We start from the raw sequence: 17,178 nt of genomic DNA, 5'->3' as shown, positions 1-17,178 counted from the left end.
GATTCTCCTTTACGATATAGACTGTTTTCTTACATTCTGCATTATTTAGCTTCCATTTCACCTTCGATATAAAGCCGTACCATTTCTGTTTTTGCATTGGTACGCAGAGTAATCGATTTTTTGAAATGTCCCGGATATTTCCCTGTTCCGTTGTAAGTTACTTTAATGCTTCCCTTTTTACCGGGCATAACGGGCTCTTTGGTGTATTCCGGAACAGCGCATCCGCATGATGCCACAGCCTGATGAATGACAAGAGGGGCGTCTCCGATGTTGGTGAATGTGAATGTACAGGTTACTACCGGATTGTTTTCCGAGAACTTTCCGAAGTTGTGCGTCGTTTTATCGAACTTGATATTCGCGTTGGTTTGAGCGAATGCGAAACCAATACTTATCGCCAATAGGGCGATTAAAGAAACTATCTTTTTCATCGTTCTTTTCTTGTTTATAGTTTACAGCATACAAAGATAAGACTTTTTATCTGAAAATAAAGTATATTGATTGTCAAATAGATTTAAACAGGACTTTTCGATTTATTTTTTCATGCCGAATCCAAGCATCATTCCGTCGTAGTGCTTTGCCATCGAACTGACGCTTCTTATTGCGGTGTTGTTCGTATTGCTTCCGATGAAGGTCATCAGTTTCAGCAGTTTGTCCGAGTTGAACAGCAGTTTCATAGAGCCGGGACTGTAGTTTACTTTGGCATACATGTTCAACAGCCTTAGAAACTTCAATTGCACTCGTTTGGTTGAAGAATCGTAAGAGTAAGTACCTTTCAAAGTACGGTCTCCTACTTTGCTCACAAATGTGCTGTCGGCATTGAACGTAAAGCTCATTTGTCCGGCTCTGATTCCCACTTTGCCCAGTTGCTCGTTCAATTTGCTTTCCGCCATCGTTGCCGCCGCCATCCCTCCGGCTTTCATCAATAAGTTTTCTGACTTGAATTCAACAGCCGAACTATTGTAACTCCATGTTCCTGTCAGGTCGACCTTCGTAGACGTTTGTCCTGTCACGGCGTCTACGACTTTCGAAAGATTATCTTTGTTGAACAAATCTCCCCACGATTGGGCATGGCAATTTGCCGACAGCAATGAGAAGAGTGCGATAAATGCAAGGCAGGCAATATTTTTTTTCATTATTATTTGGCGTTGAGCTCTTTGTTGATGTTTTCTATGTAGTTCAATATTTCAGTACGTCCGGTCCGGTTTTCTGATGAAGAAATGAAATGGGGCGGGAGTTCTTCCCATTGTTTCTTCATTTCTTGCAGATAAGCGTTGATATTCATCTTCAACCGTCCTCCTTTCAGCTTATCGACTTTGGTAAAGATAATAGAAAAAGGAATTCCGTTTTCGCCCAACCATTCCATAAATTCCAGATCGATGGGCTGAGGAGCCAGCCGGCTGTCTATCAGAACGAAGAGATTCGTCATCTGTTCCCGTTCCAATATATAATCTTCGATGATCGTGCGTATCTGTTCCTTCCCTTTTTGTCCGCGCCGCGCGTAGCCGTAGCCGGGAAGGTCGACCAGATACCAGTTTCTGTTGATCAGAAAATGATTGATCAGTAGCGTTTTCCCGGGAGTGGATGAGGTCATGGCCAACCCTTTTCGCCCGGTAAGCATATTGATCAGGCTTGATTTTCCTACATTTGAACGGCCAATGAATGCGTACTCGGGGAAAACTCCTTCGGGACATTTCTTCACGTCCGTATTGCTTATTATAAATTCAGCGTTTGTTATTTCCATATCAATAGTTTATGTATGCATTATTTCTGTTTTCCCGGTGTTTCCCGGCTTTTGCAGAGGACTTTATTTGTTTTTCGTCCGATGGAAACCAGAACGACTGCGGTGCAAAGGTAATACTTTTATCCATAAATAGCTTTCTGTATGGATAGGTTTTAAAAAACAATATCTGTATCTTTGTGCCCAAAATTAAGAAAAATCAGTCATACTTTATGAGCCAACAATATCCTTCTGTATTACTTGAAAAAGCGGTAAGCGAATTTTCCAAACTTCCCGGTGTGGGACGCAAAACAGCGATGCGGCTCGTGCTGCATCTGCTCCGTCAGGAAGCGTCTGCCGTAGAGGCTTTTGGAAATGCCATCATTACATTGAAACGAGAAGTGAAGTATTGTAATGTGTGCCATAATATTTCGGATACGGAAACTTGCCGCATCTGCGCCAATCCTCAGCGTGACGCTTCAACGGTTTGTGTGGTGGAAAACATTCGCGATGTAATGGCGGTGGAAGCTACCCAGCAATATCGCGGGCTCTACCACGTGTTGGGAGGGGTCATTTCGCCGATGGACGGCGTAGGCCCGGGTGATCTGCAAATAGACAGTCTCGTGAAACGTGTGGCAGAGGGTGATATCAAAGAAGTGATTCTGGCTTTGAGCACGACAATGGAGGGGGATACGACAAACTTTTATATTTACCGCAAACTGGAGAAGATGAACGTCAGGCTAAGTGTCATTGCTCGTGGAATTTCTGTGGGTGATGAGCTGGAATATGCCGATGAGGTAACGTTGGGACGTAGCATAGTGAACCGGACGCTCTTTACCGGAACCGTATAAATCGCATTAATTATTCAATGAATCATGGAAAAACAGATAAAACGTGCTGTCAGAACTTTAAACATCAGTTACATATTTTTTTGGGTACTTCCGGCTTTTCTGATGGGGGCGGGGGAGTTCGAGCTGATTCCGGTCGGAGGGTTGGCGGATGACGCCGAAGCCGTATATTATTTAGAGACCATCGGCATTTTACTGACAGCTATTTGTGTGCCGCTGTCGTTGAAACTGTTCAGCATGGTGCTGAAAAATAAAATAGACAAGCTCGACGTTACGCAGGCTTTAAAGCGTTATGTGTTGTGGAGTAGCATCCGTTTGGGAATTCTTGAAATCGTTGTTTTATTCAATTTGCTATGCTATTATTTAACGTTTAGCAATACGGGAAATTTATGTATGCTCATCGGGCTGACGGCTTCACTTTTCTGTTTGCCCGGAGAGAAGAGGCTTCGTGCCGAACTGCACATCACTGAAGAATAGAAATAATGAAAAAAAAGTTTTTGACGAATGACAGGATTACCCTTCGGGCTGTAGAACCGGAGGATTTGAATATCATGTATGAGATGGAGAACGATTCATACATGTGGGATATAAGTAATTTTACGGTGCCTTATTCTCGCTATGTGCTACGCCAATACATCGAAAGTTCTCAATGTGATGTTTTTGCCGATAAACAATTGCGCTTGATGATTGTCCGTCGGTGCGATTGTTGTGTATTGGGAACAATCGACATCACCGATTTTGTCCCTCTGCACTCGCGTGGAGAAGTCGGAATTGCTTTACACCGTCATTTTCGCGGTCAAGGGTATGCGGCCGACGCATTAAAATTGCTCTGTGAATATGCTTTCGAGTTTTTGTCATTAAAGCAATTATACGCTCATATTGCCGTCGACAATAAAGATTGCATTGATTTGTTCGCTTCCTGCGGTTTTATACGAGTAGGTATATTGAAAGAGTGGTTGCAGATAGGGGGAGTGTATAAAGATGTAGCGCTTCTTCAGTATTTAAATCCGAAGAAAAAAGAGAAGGGGGATTCAGTTTAACGTGGGTACTTGCGGGAAACGGGCCCATGTTTCATATTTGCTGCCTAATTTTTCGAGCGACGTTTTCCACATGTCTTTCGTATCTTCCTTCATTAAATAGGCATTGTCTTCCTTGGATATCAGCCAGGTGTTTTCTTTAATCTCAAAATCGAGCTGTTCGCTTTCCCAGCCGGAATAGCCTAAGAAGAAACGAATACGGTTGTTTACCCTATTGCCTTGCAGAATGTATTTTTTTATTTCGTCGAAGTCGCCGTTCAGGTAAAGTCCTTTGTTTATGGATAGCGATCCGGATATGTCAGACAGTGTATGGATGAAAAACAACGTGTCTGTAGCTACGGGCCCTCCTTTAAACAATGGAATTTCATCCGTATATTTCAGCTCCTTGATGATGTCGTTCAGGCAAAGAGGAAGCTGCTTGTTGATGATAAGCCCCATACTGCCTTCGCTGGTATGGTCTATTAACAAGATAACCGATCGTCCGAAAGTAGTATCTCGTAAGAAAGGTTCGGATATTAAAATCTTGCCTCGTGCCGGAACTACATTGTTGGATTGAATTTTAAATATGTCTGATTTGCTATTCATGCCCCTAATTTATGAAAAAAAACGGAATAAAGAAGACTTTTTCCGTTTTTTTCATATCATGAATGCTTTATAGCAATCTTATTCTTTATAACTATCGAGTGGTGGGATGGTTTTCGGCAAACAGCTTCATTCGTTCTTCGAGTTGGGTGTATTGGTGATCTTTGATAAAGGAAGTGCAGGCACGCAGTCCTTCCTGATGGCTTCCTGTGGTGACCAGTGAGATGGCACTTACCCCATAATACATCAATTCTTTAGCAAGCTTCCCACTGTTCATTCCGGGATACCCGATGGTAAAATAAAAACCGTCGGCAACAGGGTCGTCCAAATCTTTGTCATATACCAGATAAAACCCGTGGCGAAGGAATATTTCTTTTAGTTTTCGCGCTCTTTCACCATATACCCTGACTTCTTCGAGAAAATTGTAACCTCCCTCGGCGGCGGCTTTCAGCATGGCTGCCATGGCGAATTGTGCCGAATGACTCGTACCGGACGAAAGCGCATAAAGAATGCGATGAATAAACACTGTTCCGAAACTCCCCCCGCCGTATCGCTTCGTGAGTCCGGGATATTTGCGGTGATAAAGTTTATCGGAAATACAACTTACACCTATTCGTTGTCCCGCATAGCTGAAAGCTTTCGAGCCGGAAATAAGCAAAATATAATGATCGGTATAATGAGCTATCGAGGGTTGGAAAGGAGGTTGGTAAGGCTTGCTCAAATCTTTTCGGAAATCCATGGCAAAATAGGCCAGATCTTCGAGAATGATTACATCATACCGAGTAGCAAGTTCGCCGATAATCCGCAACTCTTCGTCTTTCAGGCAAATCCAGCTCGGATTGTTCGGGTTGGAATAAACGATAGCCGATATATTTCCTTTCTTCAGGTAGCTCTCCAGTTTATCTTTTAGTTTTTCGCCCCGATAATCGTACACATCGAACGTTTCGTACTTTTGCCCCATTACTGTCAGTTGTTGCTTCTGTACAGGAAAGCCGGGGTCGATAAACAAAATAGTGTCTTTCTTTTCATCGCATTGGCTGCAAGCCAGAAAAGAAGCGAATGTTCCCTGCATCGATCCGGTGACAGGTACGCATCCTTCGGGGCTGACTTCCGCATCAATAAAAGCTTTGATAAAATCGGAAGCCGCCTTTTTCAGTTCCGGCATACCGTTGATATCGGGATAGAGGCTTGCGACTCCTCTTTGTAAAGCCTCGATTTCCGCTTTTACTCCTACAGAAGAAGGCGGCAGTCCCGGGACTCCCATTTCCATTTTTATGAATTCCACTCCCGATACAGCTTCGGCTTTTGAAGCAATTGCTTTCACTTCTCGGATGGTAGCTTTGGAGAAGTCTGCAATTTGAAGTTCATTGATTGCGTCATCAATAATTTTTTGTTCGACAGGTGTATTTTTCATGTCATATTGATTTTATAGTATTGATTGCAAATGTACATGATAAATTTCAATGTGCATACTTTTTGTGAAAAAAGATATATGACTTATTGCAAGTTTCAAAAAAATATCTACCTTTGCACGGCAATCGAGAGAGGCACATCAAAAGATTTTTTCCGGTGCGTTAGTTCAGTTGGTTAGAATACATGCCTGTCACGCATGGGGTCACGGGTTCGAGTCCCGTACGCACCGCACTCTTATTAAAATAAAATTAGGCTGCTCCTGAGATTTAAACTTCAGGAGCAGCCTAATTTTATTTCCTTCCATTTATATTTCATCAGCTATCAATCGATTGTTGATGATAAAATAATGTTTATTTAACTTTTAAATAATCAATTGATAAATAGTCATTTATAATCGATTTGTAGTTTTAGATAAAAATATTCCTTCAGAAATTAATATTTTAAGAAAACATATATTATCTTTGCAGCGTTTTCTAATTGATACTTATTCCTTTGGAATTTAATTTTATACTTTTTGATACAAAATATGAAAGAGAGTTTTTTGAGTAAATATGGACTTACGATAGTAGGAGTCATCATTGGTAGCATAGGCGGGTATTTTTATTGGAGATTTGTCGGATGTTCCGGAGGATCTTGTCCGATAACCTCATCGCCTGTAAACAGTTCGATATGGGGAGCGTTAATGGGAGGTTTACTATTTAATATATTTCAAACAGAAAAGAAAGATGAATAATGTATTGAGACAATGGAATGCAGCGCGTATCATTCGCTTGGTCGCAGGTATTGGATTGGGAGTTTACGCAATAGCGTCAAAAGAATATCCGTTTCTCTTTTTGGCGATTTTCTTCCTGGCGCAAGCCATTTTGAACATTTCATGTTGCGCGTCGGGTGCTTGTGCCTCCGGTTCTTCGGAGAATCAGGTATATAAAGATATTATCAAGCCGTACGATCCTGAAAAAGAATCATAGACAGAATATCCGACCCTTGTAGTAATAGAATATTTTGTCTGTAAGTTTCAGATAAACGATACTAAGAAAACAATTAATTGAGTGATAAATAATAAAAGAACAGAAGAATATGAAAACAATTCAATTGACTAAGAGTGAATTTTTAAAACGAGTTGCCGATTATGAAACGAGTCCGAATGAATGGAAATACTTGGGTGATAAACCTGCCATCATCGATTTTTATGCCTCTTGGTGCGGTCCTTGCAAAATGATAGCGCCGGTTTTGGAAGAATTGGCGGCTGAGTATGCCGATGAGTTATACATCTATAAGGTAAATACAGAAGAGGAGAGGGAATTGTCTTCTGTATTCGGTATCCGCTCCATCCCGTCTTTGTTGTTTGTTCCAATGGAAGGACAACCGCAAATGGCAATGGGAGCGATGTCGAAAGCAGATTTTAAGAAAGCCATACAAAGTGTGCTATTGAACAAATAATTCTTTTTTTATACTCATATAATTTCCTTAGGAAAATAAATAAAGAAGCAAGAAGATAGCACAAATGTTTTTCAGTAACTTATAATGGAGTTCAGATTTTTAAATATGAATAGAAAAAGAAAAACGCTGTTAGTAGCATGTTGGGCATTCGTTGTTACGGCGAATGCCCAACAAAGTAATCGCCTGACAATGGGTGAAGCGGTAAATATTGCGGTCGAGAATAATGCCAATATAAAGCTGTCTGAATTGGATCGTAAAATATCAAACGCAAACTATCATCAGACCGACGCAATATTTTTGCCCCAAGTTTCGGTAAGCTATAATGCGATGGTTACAAACAATCCGTTGAATGCTTTCGGTTTTTTATTGCAGCAAAGCCGGGTTACAGCACAGGACTTCGATCCCTCGCGGTTGAACCATCCCGGAGCCTCTCGAAATTACAACGCCGGCGTGGAGGTTAAGATGCCTTTGTTGAATGTCGACCGCATATTCGCCCGCAAAGGCGCAAAGCTGCAAGAAGAGGTATATAAAAACAAAGAGCAATATACGAAAGATTATATCAGGTTTGAGGTACAAAAAGCCTATACGCAGCTTCAGTTCGCTTATCAAGCCCGTGATATATTGACCCATACTTTGGAGGATGTCCGGCGGATTTATCAGTCGGTCAAGAACTTTTACGATCAGGGGTTGGTGCAGAAATCGGATGTTTTAAATGCTCAGGTACAAGTAAACACGGTAGAAAGCGCATTGGCAAAAGCGGAGAGCAGCGTCATCAATGCATCGGATGGATTGAAACTGTTGATGGGCGGCTCATCTTCCGAAACGAACGTATATATTCCCGATTCCTTAATTCAGAAAACCCCGGCGATATCGGCGCCGGCATTCTCTGAGACGCGATCGGACATCGTGGCGATGCGAAAAGCGTTGGAAGCGTCTAAAATGATGGTGAAGTCGTCTTATACCACTTTTCTGCCTACGATTAACGCTTTCGGTACCTATCAGTTTAACGATACCCAAATCTTCAAATTTAAAGAAGACTCTTACCTGGCAGGAATCAGTCTGAGCTGGAATCTGTTTTCGGGCAACCGGAACCGAAGCAAACTGAGATCGGCTTTGATGCAACGGGATAAAATGCAGAAAGAACTCGAGCTGCATATCGATAAGAGCCGTATAGAGGTAGATAAGACTACGCGCGATTTGCTCGACTTGCAGTTCGAAATCAGGAAACAGGAGGCAAGTGTGGAGCAGGCTACCGAAGCGCTTCGGATACTCACTGACAGGCATAGGGAAGGGTTGGCCAGTACCACGGACCTTCTTCTGTCTCAGGCACAACTGTCGCAACAGCGTCTTACGCAGGCTCAGGCGGTGATGGCTTATAACATTGCCGGGTATTATCAAGAATTACTTACAACAAACAAATAATGCATAAACAGTTATGAAAACGATTCGAACAATGATATTGGGGATGGCGGCTGTTTCCTTTTTTTCTGCCTGCTCGTCCGATGCGACAAAGAAAAAAGAAGAAGCACCCGTAGGAGTAAAAGTGTATTCACCTGCAAAGTTAACCGCTGACGGTCTTTTTGTCAGTGGAATGGTGTCCGCCAGGCAAACAGCCATCATTAGCACCCGAAACATGGGATTTGTAGATAAAATATATGTAAAGCAGGGCGACAGGGTGACTGCCGGACAATTGTTGATAATTGTCAACAGCGACGATCTGAAAGCGAAGAAAGCCCAGGCCGAAGCCATGGTGATCGAAGCCGAAGCCGCGGCTAAGAATGCGGCACGCGATTATGAAAGATTTAAAAAACTGCACAGTCAGAAAAGTGTATCGGATAAAGAACTGGAAAATATAGAGCTGAATAAAACATCTATAGATGCAAAAAAACAAATGGCTCTTCAATCGCTCAACGAAGTGAAATCAATGCTTGCTTATACGCATATAAAAGCTCCTTTTTCGGGCGTGGTTACCCAAAAGAAGATAGACGAAGGAAGCATGGCAAGCCCCGGTATGCCGCTTTTGGTCGTTGAACAGTCGGGAGAAATGGACGTTCAGGCCACTGTTCCCGAGAATTATGTGCAATATCTCAATGTCGGTGATTCTGTAAAGGTAGACATCAAATCTTTAGGCCGTCGCATTGAAGGAAAAATCAGCGAATTGAGCCCTTCCGCTTCTTTGACCGGCGGACAGTATGCGATGAAAGTCGCTATTTCCGCAAAAGATAAGGCAAACCTTCGCTCGGGAATGTATGCAGGTATTTTTATTCCCGGCAAAGGCAACGGAGAAAGTCTGCGGAATATTTTAATCAATGAGTCTTCCGTTATCCGCCGCGAACAGCTCACCGGAGTATATGTGGTCGGTTCCGACAATCATGCCGTGCTTCGTTGGGTGAGATTGGGTAAAAAAATGGGTGAACAAATCGAAGTCTTGTCCGGATTGGATGAAAACGACCGAATCATTGAAAACGTCACCGGAGAACTTTATAATGGTAAAAGCATAACCGTATTAAAATAACAGCACGATTATGGAACAAGGAATATCAGGAAAAATTGCCAAAGCCTTTATTACATCAAAGCTAAGCATTCTGTTGATGGTTGCTTTCTTGATGTTGGGGGCATTCAGTATATATTTTATTCCGCGCGAGGAAGAGCCTCAAATAGAGGTTCCCATGGCGGACATCATGATCGGTTATCCCGGAGCTACCCCGCAAGAGGTGGAAAGCACTGTAGTGCAGCCGATTGAAAAAGTTATTTCGAATGTCAAAGGGGTAGAAGACGTATATTCCACTTCGATGAACGGTATGGCTATGATTACCGTGCAGTTCTATGTCGGAGAGGATGTGGAGCGCTCGCTGGTGAAGCTGTACAATGAGTTGATGAAGAATATGGACCGTATGCCTCAAGGCGCCACAATGCCTCTGGTAAAGACAAGATCGATCGATGACGTGCCGGCTCTGTCGTTTACGCTTTGGAGCGATAAAATGGGAGATTACCGGATTCGCCAAGTCTCCGAAGTGGTAGCGAATGAAATCAAGAAGATTCCCGATGTGGCACAGGTCAATGTGATAGGCGGACAAAGCCGGCAAGTGAGAATTTTGCCGGATAAAGACAAAATGGCCGGAAGCAAAATAGATTTCGGTACGGTCGTACAAGCTTTGCAGGCCAATAACACTCAAATGCATAGCGGTAATATATTGAGCGGCGACAAGGTTTACTCCGTTCGCACAGGAAACTTCTTTTCAAGTGTGGAAGAGGTTAAAAATACGATTGTGGGAGTTACCGACGGTCACCCGGTCTATTTGCATCAGATAGCGTCGGTAGAAGACGGTCCCGAAGTTCCCCGCAACTATGTTTCGTTCGGCTTCGGATCGGCCAATCCCGAACTCCGTGCCAAGCATCCTTCTGATTATGCCGCCGTCACTATATCAGTGGCAAAGAAAAAAGGCGCCGATGCGATGAAGCTTGCCGATGTCGCCATCGATAAAATGGAACAACTGAAAAAAGATTTGATCACCGAAGATCTGAATGTGGAGGTAACCCGGAATTATGGCCTCACCGCTTCGCACAAAGTTTCCGAACTTTTATGGCATTTGTCCATAGCGATTATTATCGTCACCTTGTTTGTGATGCTGGCTATGGGATGGCGTGGCGGATTGGTGGTGTTCATTTCCGTTCCCATTACCTTTGCGCTCACATTGTTCGCCTACTATTTCCTGGGATATACGTTGAATCGCATCACTCTCTTCGCTTTGGTGTTTGTGACGGGTATCGTTACCGACGACTCCATTATTATTGCGGAAAATATGTACCGGCATTTCAAAATGAAGAAGCTGCCTCCCATGCAGGCTGCGCTGTATGCCATCAACGAAGTGGGCAACCCCACCATTCTGGCTACGCTTACAGTCATTGCGTCCGTTCTGCCGATGGCTTTTGTCTCCGGCATGATGGGGCCATACATGAGCCCGATGCCTATCGGTTCTTCCATTGCCATGATATTTTCTTTGCTGGTGGCCCTTACGCTGACACCCTATTTCGGATTTTTGTTTCTTCAATATAAGGGAAAACATGCCGATGAATCCGCAACCAACGAAGAGGCGGGAAATGGTGAAGAACTGCATCAGAGCCGCATATACAAAGTTTATTCTGCCATAACGACGCCTTTCCTCGAGAGCAGAAAGAAACGATGGGCGTTTATGCTTGGCCTGACGGTGGTTTTGCTCAGTTCGTTCGTACTATTCTATACCAAATCCGTATCCGTCAAGATGCTTCCGTTCGACAATAAGAACGAATTTCAGGTAGTCATCGATATGCCCGAAGGAACTACGCTCGAACGTACGGCAGCTGTGGCAAAAGAGCTGGGCATATACATCGGCAAAAATGAGAAGGTAACCAACTATCAGACGTATGTAGGCACTTCCGCGCCTATCAGCTTCAATGGGCTGGTACGTCATTACGACTTGCGCTCGGGAGACAATGTGGGAGATATACAGGTGAACCTTGTAGATAAAGGAGAACGCAGCGAGCAGAGCCACGACATTGCCAAATCCATGCGCGATGGCCTGCAGGAGATAGGCAAACGTTTCGGTGCGAACGTGAAGATTGTGGAAGTGCCGCCCGGGCCTCCCGTGATGTCGACCGTTGTGGCCGAAGTATATGGACCCGATTACGAAAAACAAATCGAGATAGCCGACCGGATTAAAGAAATTCTTGCGCGTACGCCCAACGTGGTCGACGTAGACTGGACGGTAGAAAGCGACCAGCCCGAATATCGGTTCGAAGTGGATAAAGATAAGGCCATGAAGCGCGGCATCCCTGCCGGGCAGATTGTGGAAAATATGCGTGGCGCCTTGTCCGGCATGCCTGTGGGAATACTGCATCAGCCATCGACCGTCAATCAAGTGGGTATTATGCTTCAACTGCCCGAACAAGACAAATCGAACATCGACGAGGTGATGAGTATGAAAGTGGTGAGTCGTCAGGGCGCAGTCGAGCCTATCGGGAATCTGGTGGATGTGACAAAAGGCGAAAAGGCGAAGAGCATTTACAGAAAGAATCAGAAACGGGTAGTCTATGTATTGGCCGAAGTGGCGGGAGACTTGGAAAGTCCGGTTTATGCCATGACCGATGTTTCGTCAGAGCTGTCGAAGATACAGCTTCCCGCAGGCTACAGTATCCGCGAAGAATACAGCCGGCAACCCGAACGGGAAGACGACTTCTCGCTGAAATGGGACGGAGAGTGGAAAATCACTTATGAAGTATTCCGCGACTTGGGACTTGCCTTCCTCTTTGTGCTCGTCATCATATACATGCTCATTGTCGGCTGGTTCCAGAACTTCATCACTCCGTTGGTGCAACTGGCAGCTATTCCCTTGTCGCTGATAGGAATCATTTTGGGACATTGGGTGATGGGAGCTTACTTCAGCGCTCCGTCGATGATCGGTTTCATCGCTCTGGCAGGCATCATGGTGCGCAATTCCGTACTGCTCATCGATTTTATCGATATCCGGCTGAAAGACGGCATTCCTCTCAAGCAAGCGGTCATCGAAGCCGGAGCCGTGCGTACGACACCTATTATACTCACGGCGGGCGGTGTGGTGCTGGGTGCCATTGTGATGTTGTTCGATCCCATTTTCCAAGGTCTTGCCATATCATTGATGGGAGGAACCATTACTTCCACCATGCTCACCCTCGTGGTAGTGCCGTTATTGTATTTCAAAATGTTGAAGAACAAAGTAAAATAAACAGCTATGAAACTTATAGTCGTATTAAGTATCGCCGAATATCAGGAGCGTGTAGCCCGTTTGCTGCACGAAGCGGGGATTGTCCGTTTCAGTACGGTAAATATTACCGGATATAAGAAAGGTAAAGAGAGGGCTTCCTTAAATTGGTTCGGAAGAGGAGCCTCGGGAGCCAAGACCAATTCGCTCATGCTCTTCAGTTTCGCTCCCGAAGAGATTGTCAACGATGCGATCCGCCGCATCGAGCATTGCAATGCGGAATGCGGAGATTTATTTCCCGTTCATGGATTCGTGTTGGAAGTAGAAAACTTTTCAAAATTCATATAACATAATGAAAAAAGAATATATCATCCGTTTGGTAGCCGGCAGCATGGTGCTTGCCGGCACCTCACTCGCTTATTTTGTATCCTCTGCATGGTTGCTTTTGCCCTTGTTCGTAGGAGTCAATCTCGTGCAGTCTTCTTTTACCGGATTTTGTCCGCTCGAATATTTTCTGGATAAATCAGGCGTTAAATAATAACAACAAAGTATCCGTTTTCCGAAGGATATTTGTTACATGGACAAATAAAATGTATATTTGTCAATCTATTTATTTCGGAAAACAAATCAGTAGAAACAGATATGGAAACATTGTGTAGAATAAGAGATATCTATCGTGCCGTGATAGCGTTTGAATCGGAAATGGAAAAGAAGCATCACCTTTGCTTGAACGAAGGCATGTTGCTATGCAGCCTTTCCAAAGTAGACCGGCTTTCTTCGGGCGAGATAGCCGAAACATTGGGACTGACGAATTCCAATGCTTCCAAGGTTATCCGGTCTGTTGAAGACAAAGGGTTGGTAGAACGCGTGATGGGAGTTGTGGACAAGAGACAGATGTATTTTTCGCTTACGAGGAAAGGCAAAAAAGCTTTGTCGGAAATCGTATGTGAAGAATTGGAAATGTCCGATTTGCTTCAGAGAGTTTTGCAAAGTAATGCGTTTTAGCATCAGTTAGGGTTTGGTTTGTTTGATAAGAGGCTGTCGCGCTGAACTACATTCCGGTTCATAACGAGGCAGCCTCTTTGTATTTCAGCTCTCTCTATGTTTCTTTTATTCCCTTGCTTCCCGTTTCATTTTCAAGAATTTCCATAATCTGTTCGTTCTTTTATCTCATCCGGATAAAGTGTCATGCTTGCATGCGCCATTTGTGCCAGCTCAGCGCAAATAACAAGAAATAGGTATTTGCAATATACAGTTGCATAAATATATATATTTATTTGCTTTTTATCGTAAATGGATTTATTTTTGCAAATCGAATTTATAGGAACTTGAAGAAACTAAGGAGTATAATGAAATGGTTCCTCCCTCTGCTATTCATTGCCTATTTGGGAGGCATCACACTGTTCACCCACTCGCATGCGGTAAACGGCGTGATTATTTCGCATTCCCACCCATTCAAGGGAGAACATGAACACTCCGAAGCCGAAGTGGAGACCATTTTCTTTCTTTCCTCTTTCTTCTCTCCTTCTCTTACCATATCTTGTGCGACCGCACCGGTACTTCTTATCTTGTTGTGTGTGCTGAGTATCCTTTCGACAGAACACGCCAAGTATCGCAATTCTTATAAAACCATCAGCCTCCGGGCTCCTCCTACTCTTTGATACAAAAGTTTTTTTGAAGCGGTTCTTTTCCGGAGCCGCATTTGTATCGTTGGTTTGGAAGCAATCTCTTTCTTTCGTTCCGTCCTTTCTTTTTTCTGTACCATATCTTTTTTGTATTTTTCTTTTTGGGAGAAAATATGAAGAAGTGCATGGCGACTGAAAGGGAGAAAAGTCGGAAGACGAGATTGGAACATCGTCTTTACTAATAACGGAGAAAGGGGAAAATCTACCATTCTCCCTGCAAAAACAGAAACATTTGCAGGAGAAGGTATGCAGGAAAGCGTACATGCTGCCCAAGTCCAAACCGATTCCGAAACTACTCACATTTTATTTTTCTATAATCTCTTTATATGAAGAAGAATCTTTTTGCAGTATTTTACAAAATAAAAAGTAAAGTGCTGTTTATAATGCTCATGCTATCCTTTGCTTCTGGTAATGTTTGTGCCCGACTTTTGCCCCCCACCTCAGCAGTGAAGGATGAAACGGAGATGAGACAAACATTCAGAGTGATGCAAGAGGGTAGCTGCGAGCCGATTGCGGGAGCCGTGGTCTATTGTGATGGAGCGATAGAACCACGAGTGACGGCAGCTGACGGACGTTGCGTCATCCGGTTTAAAACACGGCTCAAAAGCATCAAGGTAAAAGTCAACTATATAGGCTTCGCACCATTGGAGACGACTGTCAGGGCAGACGCATCGAAAACCATCAATTTGTTTCTACACGAGGACATAAAACAAATCTCGGAAGTTACGGTCGTTGCCCAGCGTAAACAAACCTCGGTATTGCAGCAAACAGCCACCATCCGGCAGGACGCGCTCGAAAAGATAAGCTCTGCCTCTTTGGCAAAACTGCTGGAAACCGTGCCGGGCGTAAGCTCCATAAGCACTGGGAATACCATTGCCAAACCTGTCATTCAGGGCATGCACAGCAGCCGCATTCTTCTGCTGAACGACGGCGTACGCTTGGAGAGTCAGAGCTGGGGCGAAGATCATGCGCCAGAAATAGATTACAGTGGAGCCAACATGATAGAGGTGGTAAAAGGAGCCGAGTCCATACGCTACGGGTATGGAGCGATGGGAGGCGTGGTGCTGCTCAATCAGGCTGCTCTTCCCTATGGACATCAACACCTCAAAGCCGGAGGAACCGTCAACATGGGCTACGACAGCAATGCCCGTGGATATAACGGAACGGGCACGGTGGAGATTGGACATAAACATGTGGGGTTGCGTCTACATGGTATGTATCAGAAAGCCGGAGACTACTCAACTGCCGAATATACCCTGAACAATACCGGATTCAACAACATCAGCATGTCGGCTTTGGCAGGCTATCAGAACAAAAATATCACGATGACGCTTTACACCAGTCTGTACTACTCGCGAAGCGGTATCTATTATGCCAGCAAGGTATCCGACTTGGACCAACTGCTTGCACGTTTCGAGGCAGGAAGACCTGACGAAAGTTCGTTCAAGCCATTTTCTTACGACATCCGCCCTCCTTTTCAGCAGGTGCAACACTTCACCTTGAAGGGTGACGTCAAATGGGATATTAGCACGGCGCACAAACTGTCGCTCATCCTCTCTTATCAGGACAATCTGAGATGGGAATTCGAGAACCGGAAACAAGACAAATACAGTTGGATACCAGTGCAGGACCTTATCCTATCTACCTATAAAACCGATCTGTTATGGAATGCCAAATGGAAACGGTGGGATATGACGACCGAAGCGGGAGTATCAGGCACTTATCAATCGAACTACAATTATCCGGGTACTAAACAACCGGCTTTTATCCCTAACTATGCAGCCCTCACCATAGGAGGTTTCTTCCTGCATCAGGCAAAAATCGGACGTCTTCAGTGCTCCCTGGGCATGCGCTACGATTTCAGGGCGATGGATGTGGATGGATATACCAGCCTGAAAAGTTATAAGTACTACAAAGACTTCAAAGTGTACAGTAATTTCACCAGCAGTTTGGCCGCCCATTATCAATTCTCCGACCGATGGGATGCACGCGCCAACATCGGATGGTCGTGGCGTCCGCCCGATATCAACGAGCTTTATGCCACAGGGCTGCATCACGGCAGCCATTGGGTGGTGGGTAACCGAAGTCTGACGAGTGAACATGGCTACAAAGCCGTGTTCGGAATGAAGTATCACACAGAATGGTATTCCATTGAACCGAGCTTCTTCCACCAGCATGTGCACAACTATATCTATGACGCCATCGGAAAAGGGACAGACCGTTTTCATAATCACCCCAGCGGGAAATACCCCAAGTTTATTTTCGGGCAAGATAACGTAAAGCTGACGGGAGGCGACCTCACGCTCGCGGTCACTCCTTTATCAGGTCTCACTTTCACGATGAAAGGAGAGTGGATTTATGCCCGTAATCTCACAAAGGACGAGTGGCTGCCTTTCATGCCTTCCGACCGCTATGGCATGTCGGGCAACTATCAGTGGCAATTCGGGCACAACGGAAAATACAATGCCTCTGTCTCGCTGTCGGGCATTTATGTAACCAAACAGCAGCGCTACGACCCCGACAAAGACTTGGTACCCGACTCTCCGCCTGCTTATGCACTGCTCAACGGAACGGCTGACTGGAGTATGAAGCTGCCCGGACATAGGGAGCTGAAGATAATAGTGATAGGCGACAACATGCTTAACACACTGTATAAAGAATATACCGACCGCTTCAGATACTATGCGCATGCAAGAGGAGCGAACGTTACATTCAGAACAATTCTAAAATTCTAAACAA

At 44.4% G+C, this 17,178-nt stretch carries 19 protein-coding genes and 1 tRNA gene; 15 read left to right on the top strand and 5 right to left on the bottom strand.

What is annotated here, in order from left to right:
• Nucleotides 1-41: 41 nt before the first annotated feature.
• The 3 genes from C234_RS0103410 to yihA all read right to left on the bottom strand — a co-directional run bounded on the left by C234_RS0103410 (nucleotide 42) and on the right by yihA (nucleotide 1,741).
• Entirely contained in the window at nucleotides 42-428 is a 387-nt protein-coding gene (locus tag C234_RS0103410) for a DUF1573 domain-containing protein (RefSeq protein WP_027324621.1), read from the bottom strand.
• A 102-nt stretch (nucleotides 429-530) separates the two neighbouring features.
• Nucleotides 531-1,133, bottom strand: a complete 603-nt coding sequence (locus C234_RS0103405) for a DUF4923 family protein (RefSeq protein WP_027324620.1) — start codon at nucleotides 1,131-1,133, stop codon at nucleotides 531-533.
• Between the two features lie 2 nt (nucleotides 1,134-1,135).
• Nucleotides 1,136-1,741, bottom strand: coding sequence for a ribosome biogenesis GTP-binding protein YihA/YsxC (yihA, locus tag C234_RS0103400; protein ID WP_027324619.1), 606 nt, complete (start codon nucleotides 1,739-1,741; stop codon nucleotides 1,136-1,138).
• 209 nt (nucleotides 1,742-1,950) lie between these two features.
• Between yihA and recR the strand changes: the two genes are divergently transcribed.
• From recR to C234_RS0103380, 3 genes are read left to right on the top strand one after another with little or no spacing between them, the layout of a single operon-like run.
• Nucleotides 1,951-2,568, top strand: coding sequence for a recombination mediator RecR (recR, locus tag C234_RS0103390; protein WP_027324618.1), 618 nt, complete (start codon nucleotides 1,951-1,953; stop codon nucleotides 2,566-2,568).
• Nucleotides 2,569-2,592: 24 nt separating this feature from the next.
• Nucleotides 2,593-3,042 (top strand): hypothetical protein, encoded by a 450-nt coding sequence (locus C234_RS0103385; protein ID WP_027324617.1) that lies wholly within the window; start codon nucleotides 2,593-2,595, stop codon nucleotides 3,040-3,042.
• A 5-nt stretch (nucleotides 3,043-3,047) separates the two neighbouring features.
• Complete coding sequence (locus C234_RS0103380) at nucleotides 3,048-3,605, top strand: GNAT family N-acetyltransferase (protein ID WP_027324616.1); 558 nt, start codon at nucleotides 3,048-3,050, stop codon at nucleotides 3,603-3,605.
• Here C234_RS0103380 and C234_RS0103375 read toward each other — a convergent pair.
• On the bottom strand, nucleotides 3,597-4,187 hold the full coding sequence (locus C234_RS0103375) for a YqgE/AlgH family protein (protein ID WP_027324615.1): 591 nt from the start codon (nucleotides 4,185-4,187) through the stop codon (nucleotides 3,597-3,599). The genes C234_RS0103380 and C234_RS0103375 overlap by 9 nt on opposite strands.
• A 91-nt stretch (nucleotides 4,188-4,278) precedes the next feature.
• Nucleotides 4,279-5,598 (bottom strand): aminotransferase class I/II-fold pyridoxal phosphate-dependent enzyme, encoded by a 1,320-nt coding sequence (locus tag C234_RS0103370; RefSeq protein ID WP_027324614.1) that lies wholly within the window; start codon nucleotides 5,596-5,598, stop codon nucleotides 4,279-4,281.
• Nucleotides 5,599-5,752: 154 nt separating this feature from the next.
• Here C234_RS0103370 and C234_RS0103365 point away from each other — a divergent pair.
• From C234_RS0103365 to C234_RS0103310, 12 genes are all read left to right on the top strand, one after another.
• Nucleotides 5,753-5,826 (top strand) — tRNA-Asp (locus C234_RS0103365).
• 297 nt (nucleotides 5,827-6,123) lie between these two features.
• Nucleotides 6,124-6,330 carry a DUF6132 family protein gene (locus C234_RS17960; RefSeq protein WP_081688105.1) on the top strand — a complete coding sequence of 69 codons (207 nt, stop codon included), beginning with the start codon at nucleotides 6,124-6,126 and terminating at the stop codon, nucleotides 6,328-6,330.
• The gene (locus C234_RS0103360) at nucleotides 6,323-6,565 is read left to right on the top strand and encodes a hypothetical protein (protein ID WP_027324613.1); all 243 of its coding nucleotides are present in this window, start codon (nucleotides 6,323-6,325) and stop codon (nucleotides 6,563-6,565) included. The genes C234_RS17960 and C234_RS0103360 overlap by 8 nt, the downstream gene beginning before the upstream one ends.
• Before the next feature lie 88 nt (nucleotides 6,566-6,653).
• On the top strand, nucleotides 6,654-7,037 hold the full coding sequence (gene trxA, locus C234_RS0103355; RefSeq protein WP_234180698.1) for a thioredoxin: 384 nt from the start codon (nucleotides 6,654-6,656) through the stop codon (nucleotides 7,035-7,037).
• A gap of 105 nt (nucleotides 7,038-7,142) precedes the next feature.
• Nucleotides 7,143-8,459 (top strand): TolC family protein, encoded by a 1,317-nt coding sequence (locus C234_RS0103350; protein WP_051290138.1) that lies wholly within the window; start codon nucleotides 7,143-7,145, stop codon nucleotides 8,457-8,459.
• A gap of 13 nt (nucleotides 8,460-8,472) precedes the next feature.
• Nucleotides 8,473-9,552 carry an efflux RND transporter periplasmic adaptor subunit gene (locus C234_RS0103345; RefSeq protein ID WP_027324610.1) on the top strand — a complete coding sequence of 360 codons (1,080 nt, stop codon included), beginning with the start codon at nucleotides 8,473-8,475 and terminating at the stop codon, nucleotides 9,550-9,552.
• Nucleotides 9,553-9,562: 10 nt separating this feature from the next.
• A complete protein-coding gene (locus C234_RS0103340) occupies nucleotides 9,563-12,778 on the top strand; it encodes an efflux RND transporter permease subunit (RefSeq protein ID WP_027324609.1) in 3,216 nt (1,071 codons plus the stop codon).
• A 6-nt stretch (nucleotides 12,779-12,784) separates the two neighbouring features.
• Nucleotides 12,785-13,102 carry a hypothetical protein gene (locus tag C234_RS0103335; protein ID WP_027324608.1) on the top strand — a complete coding sequence of 106 codons (318 nt, stop codon included), beginning with the start codon at nucleotides 12,785-12,787 and terminating at the stop codon, nucleotides 13,100-13,102.
• A 4-nt stretch (nucleotides 13,103-13,106) separates the two neighbouring features.
• A complete protein-coding gene (locus tag C234_RS0103330; protein ID WP_027324607.1) occupies nucleotides 13,107-13,292 on the top strand; it encodes a YgaP family membrane protein in 186 nt (61 codons plus the stop codon).
• A 104-nt stretch (nucleotides 13,293-13,396) separates the two neighbouring features.
• Nucleotides 13,397-13,759, top strand: coding sequence for a MarR family transcriptional regulator (locus C234_RS0103325; protein WP_027324606.1), 363 nt, complete (start codon nucleotides 13,397-13,399; stop codon nucleotides 13,757-13,759).
• Between the two features lie 344 nt (nucleotides 13,760-14,103).
• Nucleotides 14,104-14,415, top strand: a complete 312-nt coding sequence (locus C234_RS0103320) for a hypothetical protein (RefSeq protein ID WP_235343077.1) — start codon at nucleotides 14,104-14,106, stop codon at nucleotides 14,413-14,415.
• A gap of 488 nt (nucleotides 14,416-14,903) precedes the next feature.
• Entirely contained in the window at nucleotides 14,904-17,174 is a 2,271-nt protein-coding gene (locus tag C234_RS0103310) for a TonB-dependent receptor (RefSeq protein ID WP_051290140.1), read from the top strand.
• The last annotated feature ends 4 nt before the right edge of the window (nucleotides 17,175-17,178 follow it).

It is taken from the genome of Bacteroides pyogenes DSM 20611 = JCM 6294 (assembly GCF_000428105.1).
Taxonomy (GTDB): domain Bacteria; phylum Bacteroidota; class Bacteroidia; order Bacteroidales; family Bacteroidaceae; genus Bacteroides; species Bacteroides pyogenes.
The sequence above is the reverse complement of the archived record's forward strand: the minus strand, read 5'-3'. Positions and strand labels throughout refer to the sequence as shown.

Coding starts and splice junctions, on each gene's coding strand:
- C234_RS0103370 (WP_027324614.1), bottom strand. CDS start 5,598: ATGAAAAATACACCTGTCGAACAAAAAATTATTGATGACGCAATCAAT.
- C234_RS0103345 (WP_027324610.1), top strand. CDS start 8,473: ATGAAAACGATTCGAACAATGATATTGGGGATGGCGGCTGTTTCCTTT.
- C234_RS0103335 (WP_027324608.1), top strand. CDS start 12,785: ATGAAACTTATAGTCGTATTAAGTATCGCCGAATATCAGGAGCGTGTA.
- C234_RS0103350 (WP_051290138.1), top strand. CDS start 7,143: ATGAATAGAAAAAGAAAAACGCTGTTAGTAGCATGTTGGGCATTCGTT.
- recR (WP_027324618.1), top strand. CDS start 1,951: ATGAGCCAACAATATCCTTCTGTATTACTTGAAAAAGCGGTAAGCGAA.
- C234_RS0103310 (WP_051290140.1), top strand. CDS start 14,904: ATGAGACAAACATTCAGAGTGATGCAAGAGGGTAGCTGCGAGCCGATT.
- C234_RS0103375 (WP_027324615.1), bottom strand. CDS start 4,187: ATGAATAGCAAATCAGACATATTTAAAATTCAATCCAACAATGTAGTT.
- C234_RS0103360 (WP_027324613.1), top strand. CDS start 6,323: ATGAATAATGTATTGAGACAATGGAATGCAGCGCGTATCATTCGCTTG.
- C234_RS17960 (WP_081688105.1), top strand. CDS start 6,124: ATGAAAGAGAGTTTTTTGAGTAAATATGGACTTACGATAGTAGGAGTC.
- C234_RS0103380 (WP_027324616.1), top strand. CDS start 3,048: ATGAAAAAAAAGTTTTTGACGAATGACAGGATTACCCTTCGGGCTGTA.
- C234_RS0103320 (WP_235343077.1), top strand. CDS start 14,104: ATGAAATGGTTCCTCCCTCTGCTATTCATTGCCTATTTGGGAGGCATC.
- C234_RS0103340 (WP_027324609.1), top strand. CDS start 9,563: ATGGAACAAGGAATATCAGGAAAAATTGCCAAAGCCTTTATTACATCA.
- yihA (WP_027324619.1), bottom strand. CDS start 1,741: ATGGAAATAACAAACGCTGAATTTATAATAAGCAATACGGACGTGAAG.
- C234_RS0103405 (WP_027324620.1), bottom strand. CDS start 1,133: ATGAAAAAAAATATTGCCTGCCTTGCATTTATCGCACTCTTCTCATTG.
- C234_RS0103325 (WP_027324606.1), top strand. CDS start 13,397: ATGGAAACATTGTGTAGAATAAGAGATATCTATCGTGCCGTGATAGCG.
- C234_RS0103385 (WP_027324617.1), top strand. CDS start 2,593: ATGGAAAAACAGATAAAACGTGCTGTCAGAACTTTAAACATCAGTTAC.
- C234_RS0103410 (WP_027324621.1), bottom strand. CDS start 428: ATGAAAAAGATAGTTTCTTTAATCGCCCTATTGGCGATAAGTATTGGT.
- C234_RS0103330 (WP_027324607.1), top strand. CDS start 13,107: ATGAAAAAAGAATATATCATCCGTTTGGTAGCCGGCAGCATGGTGCTT.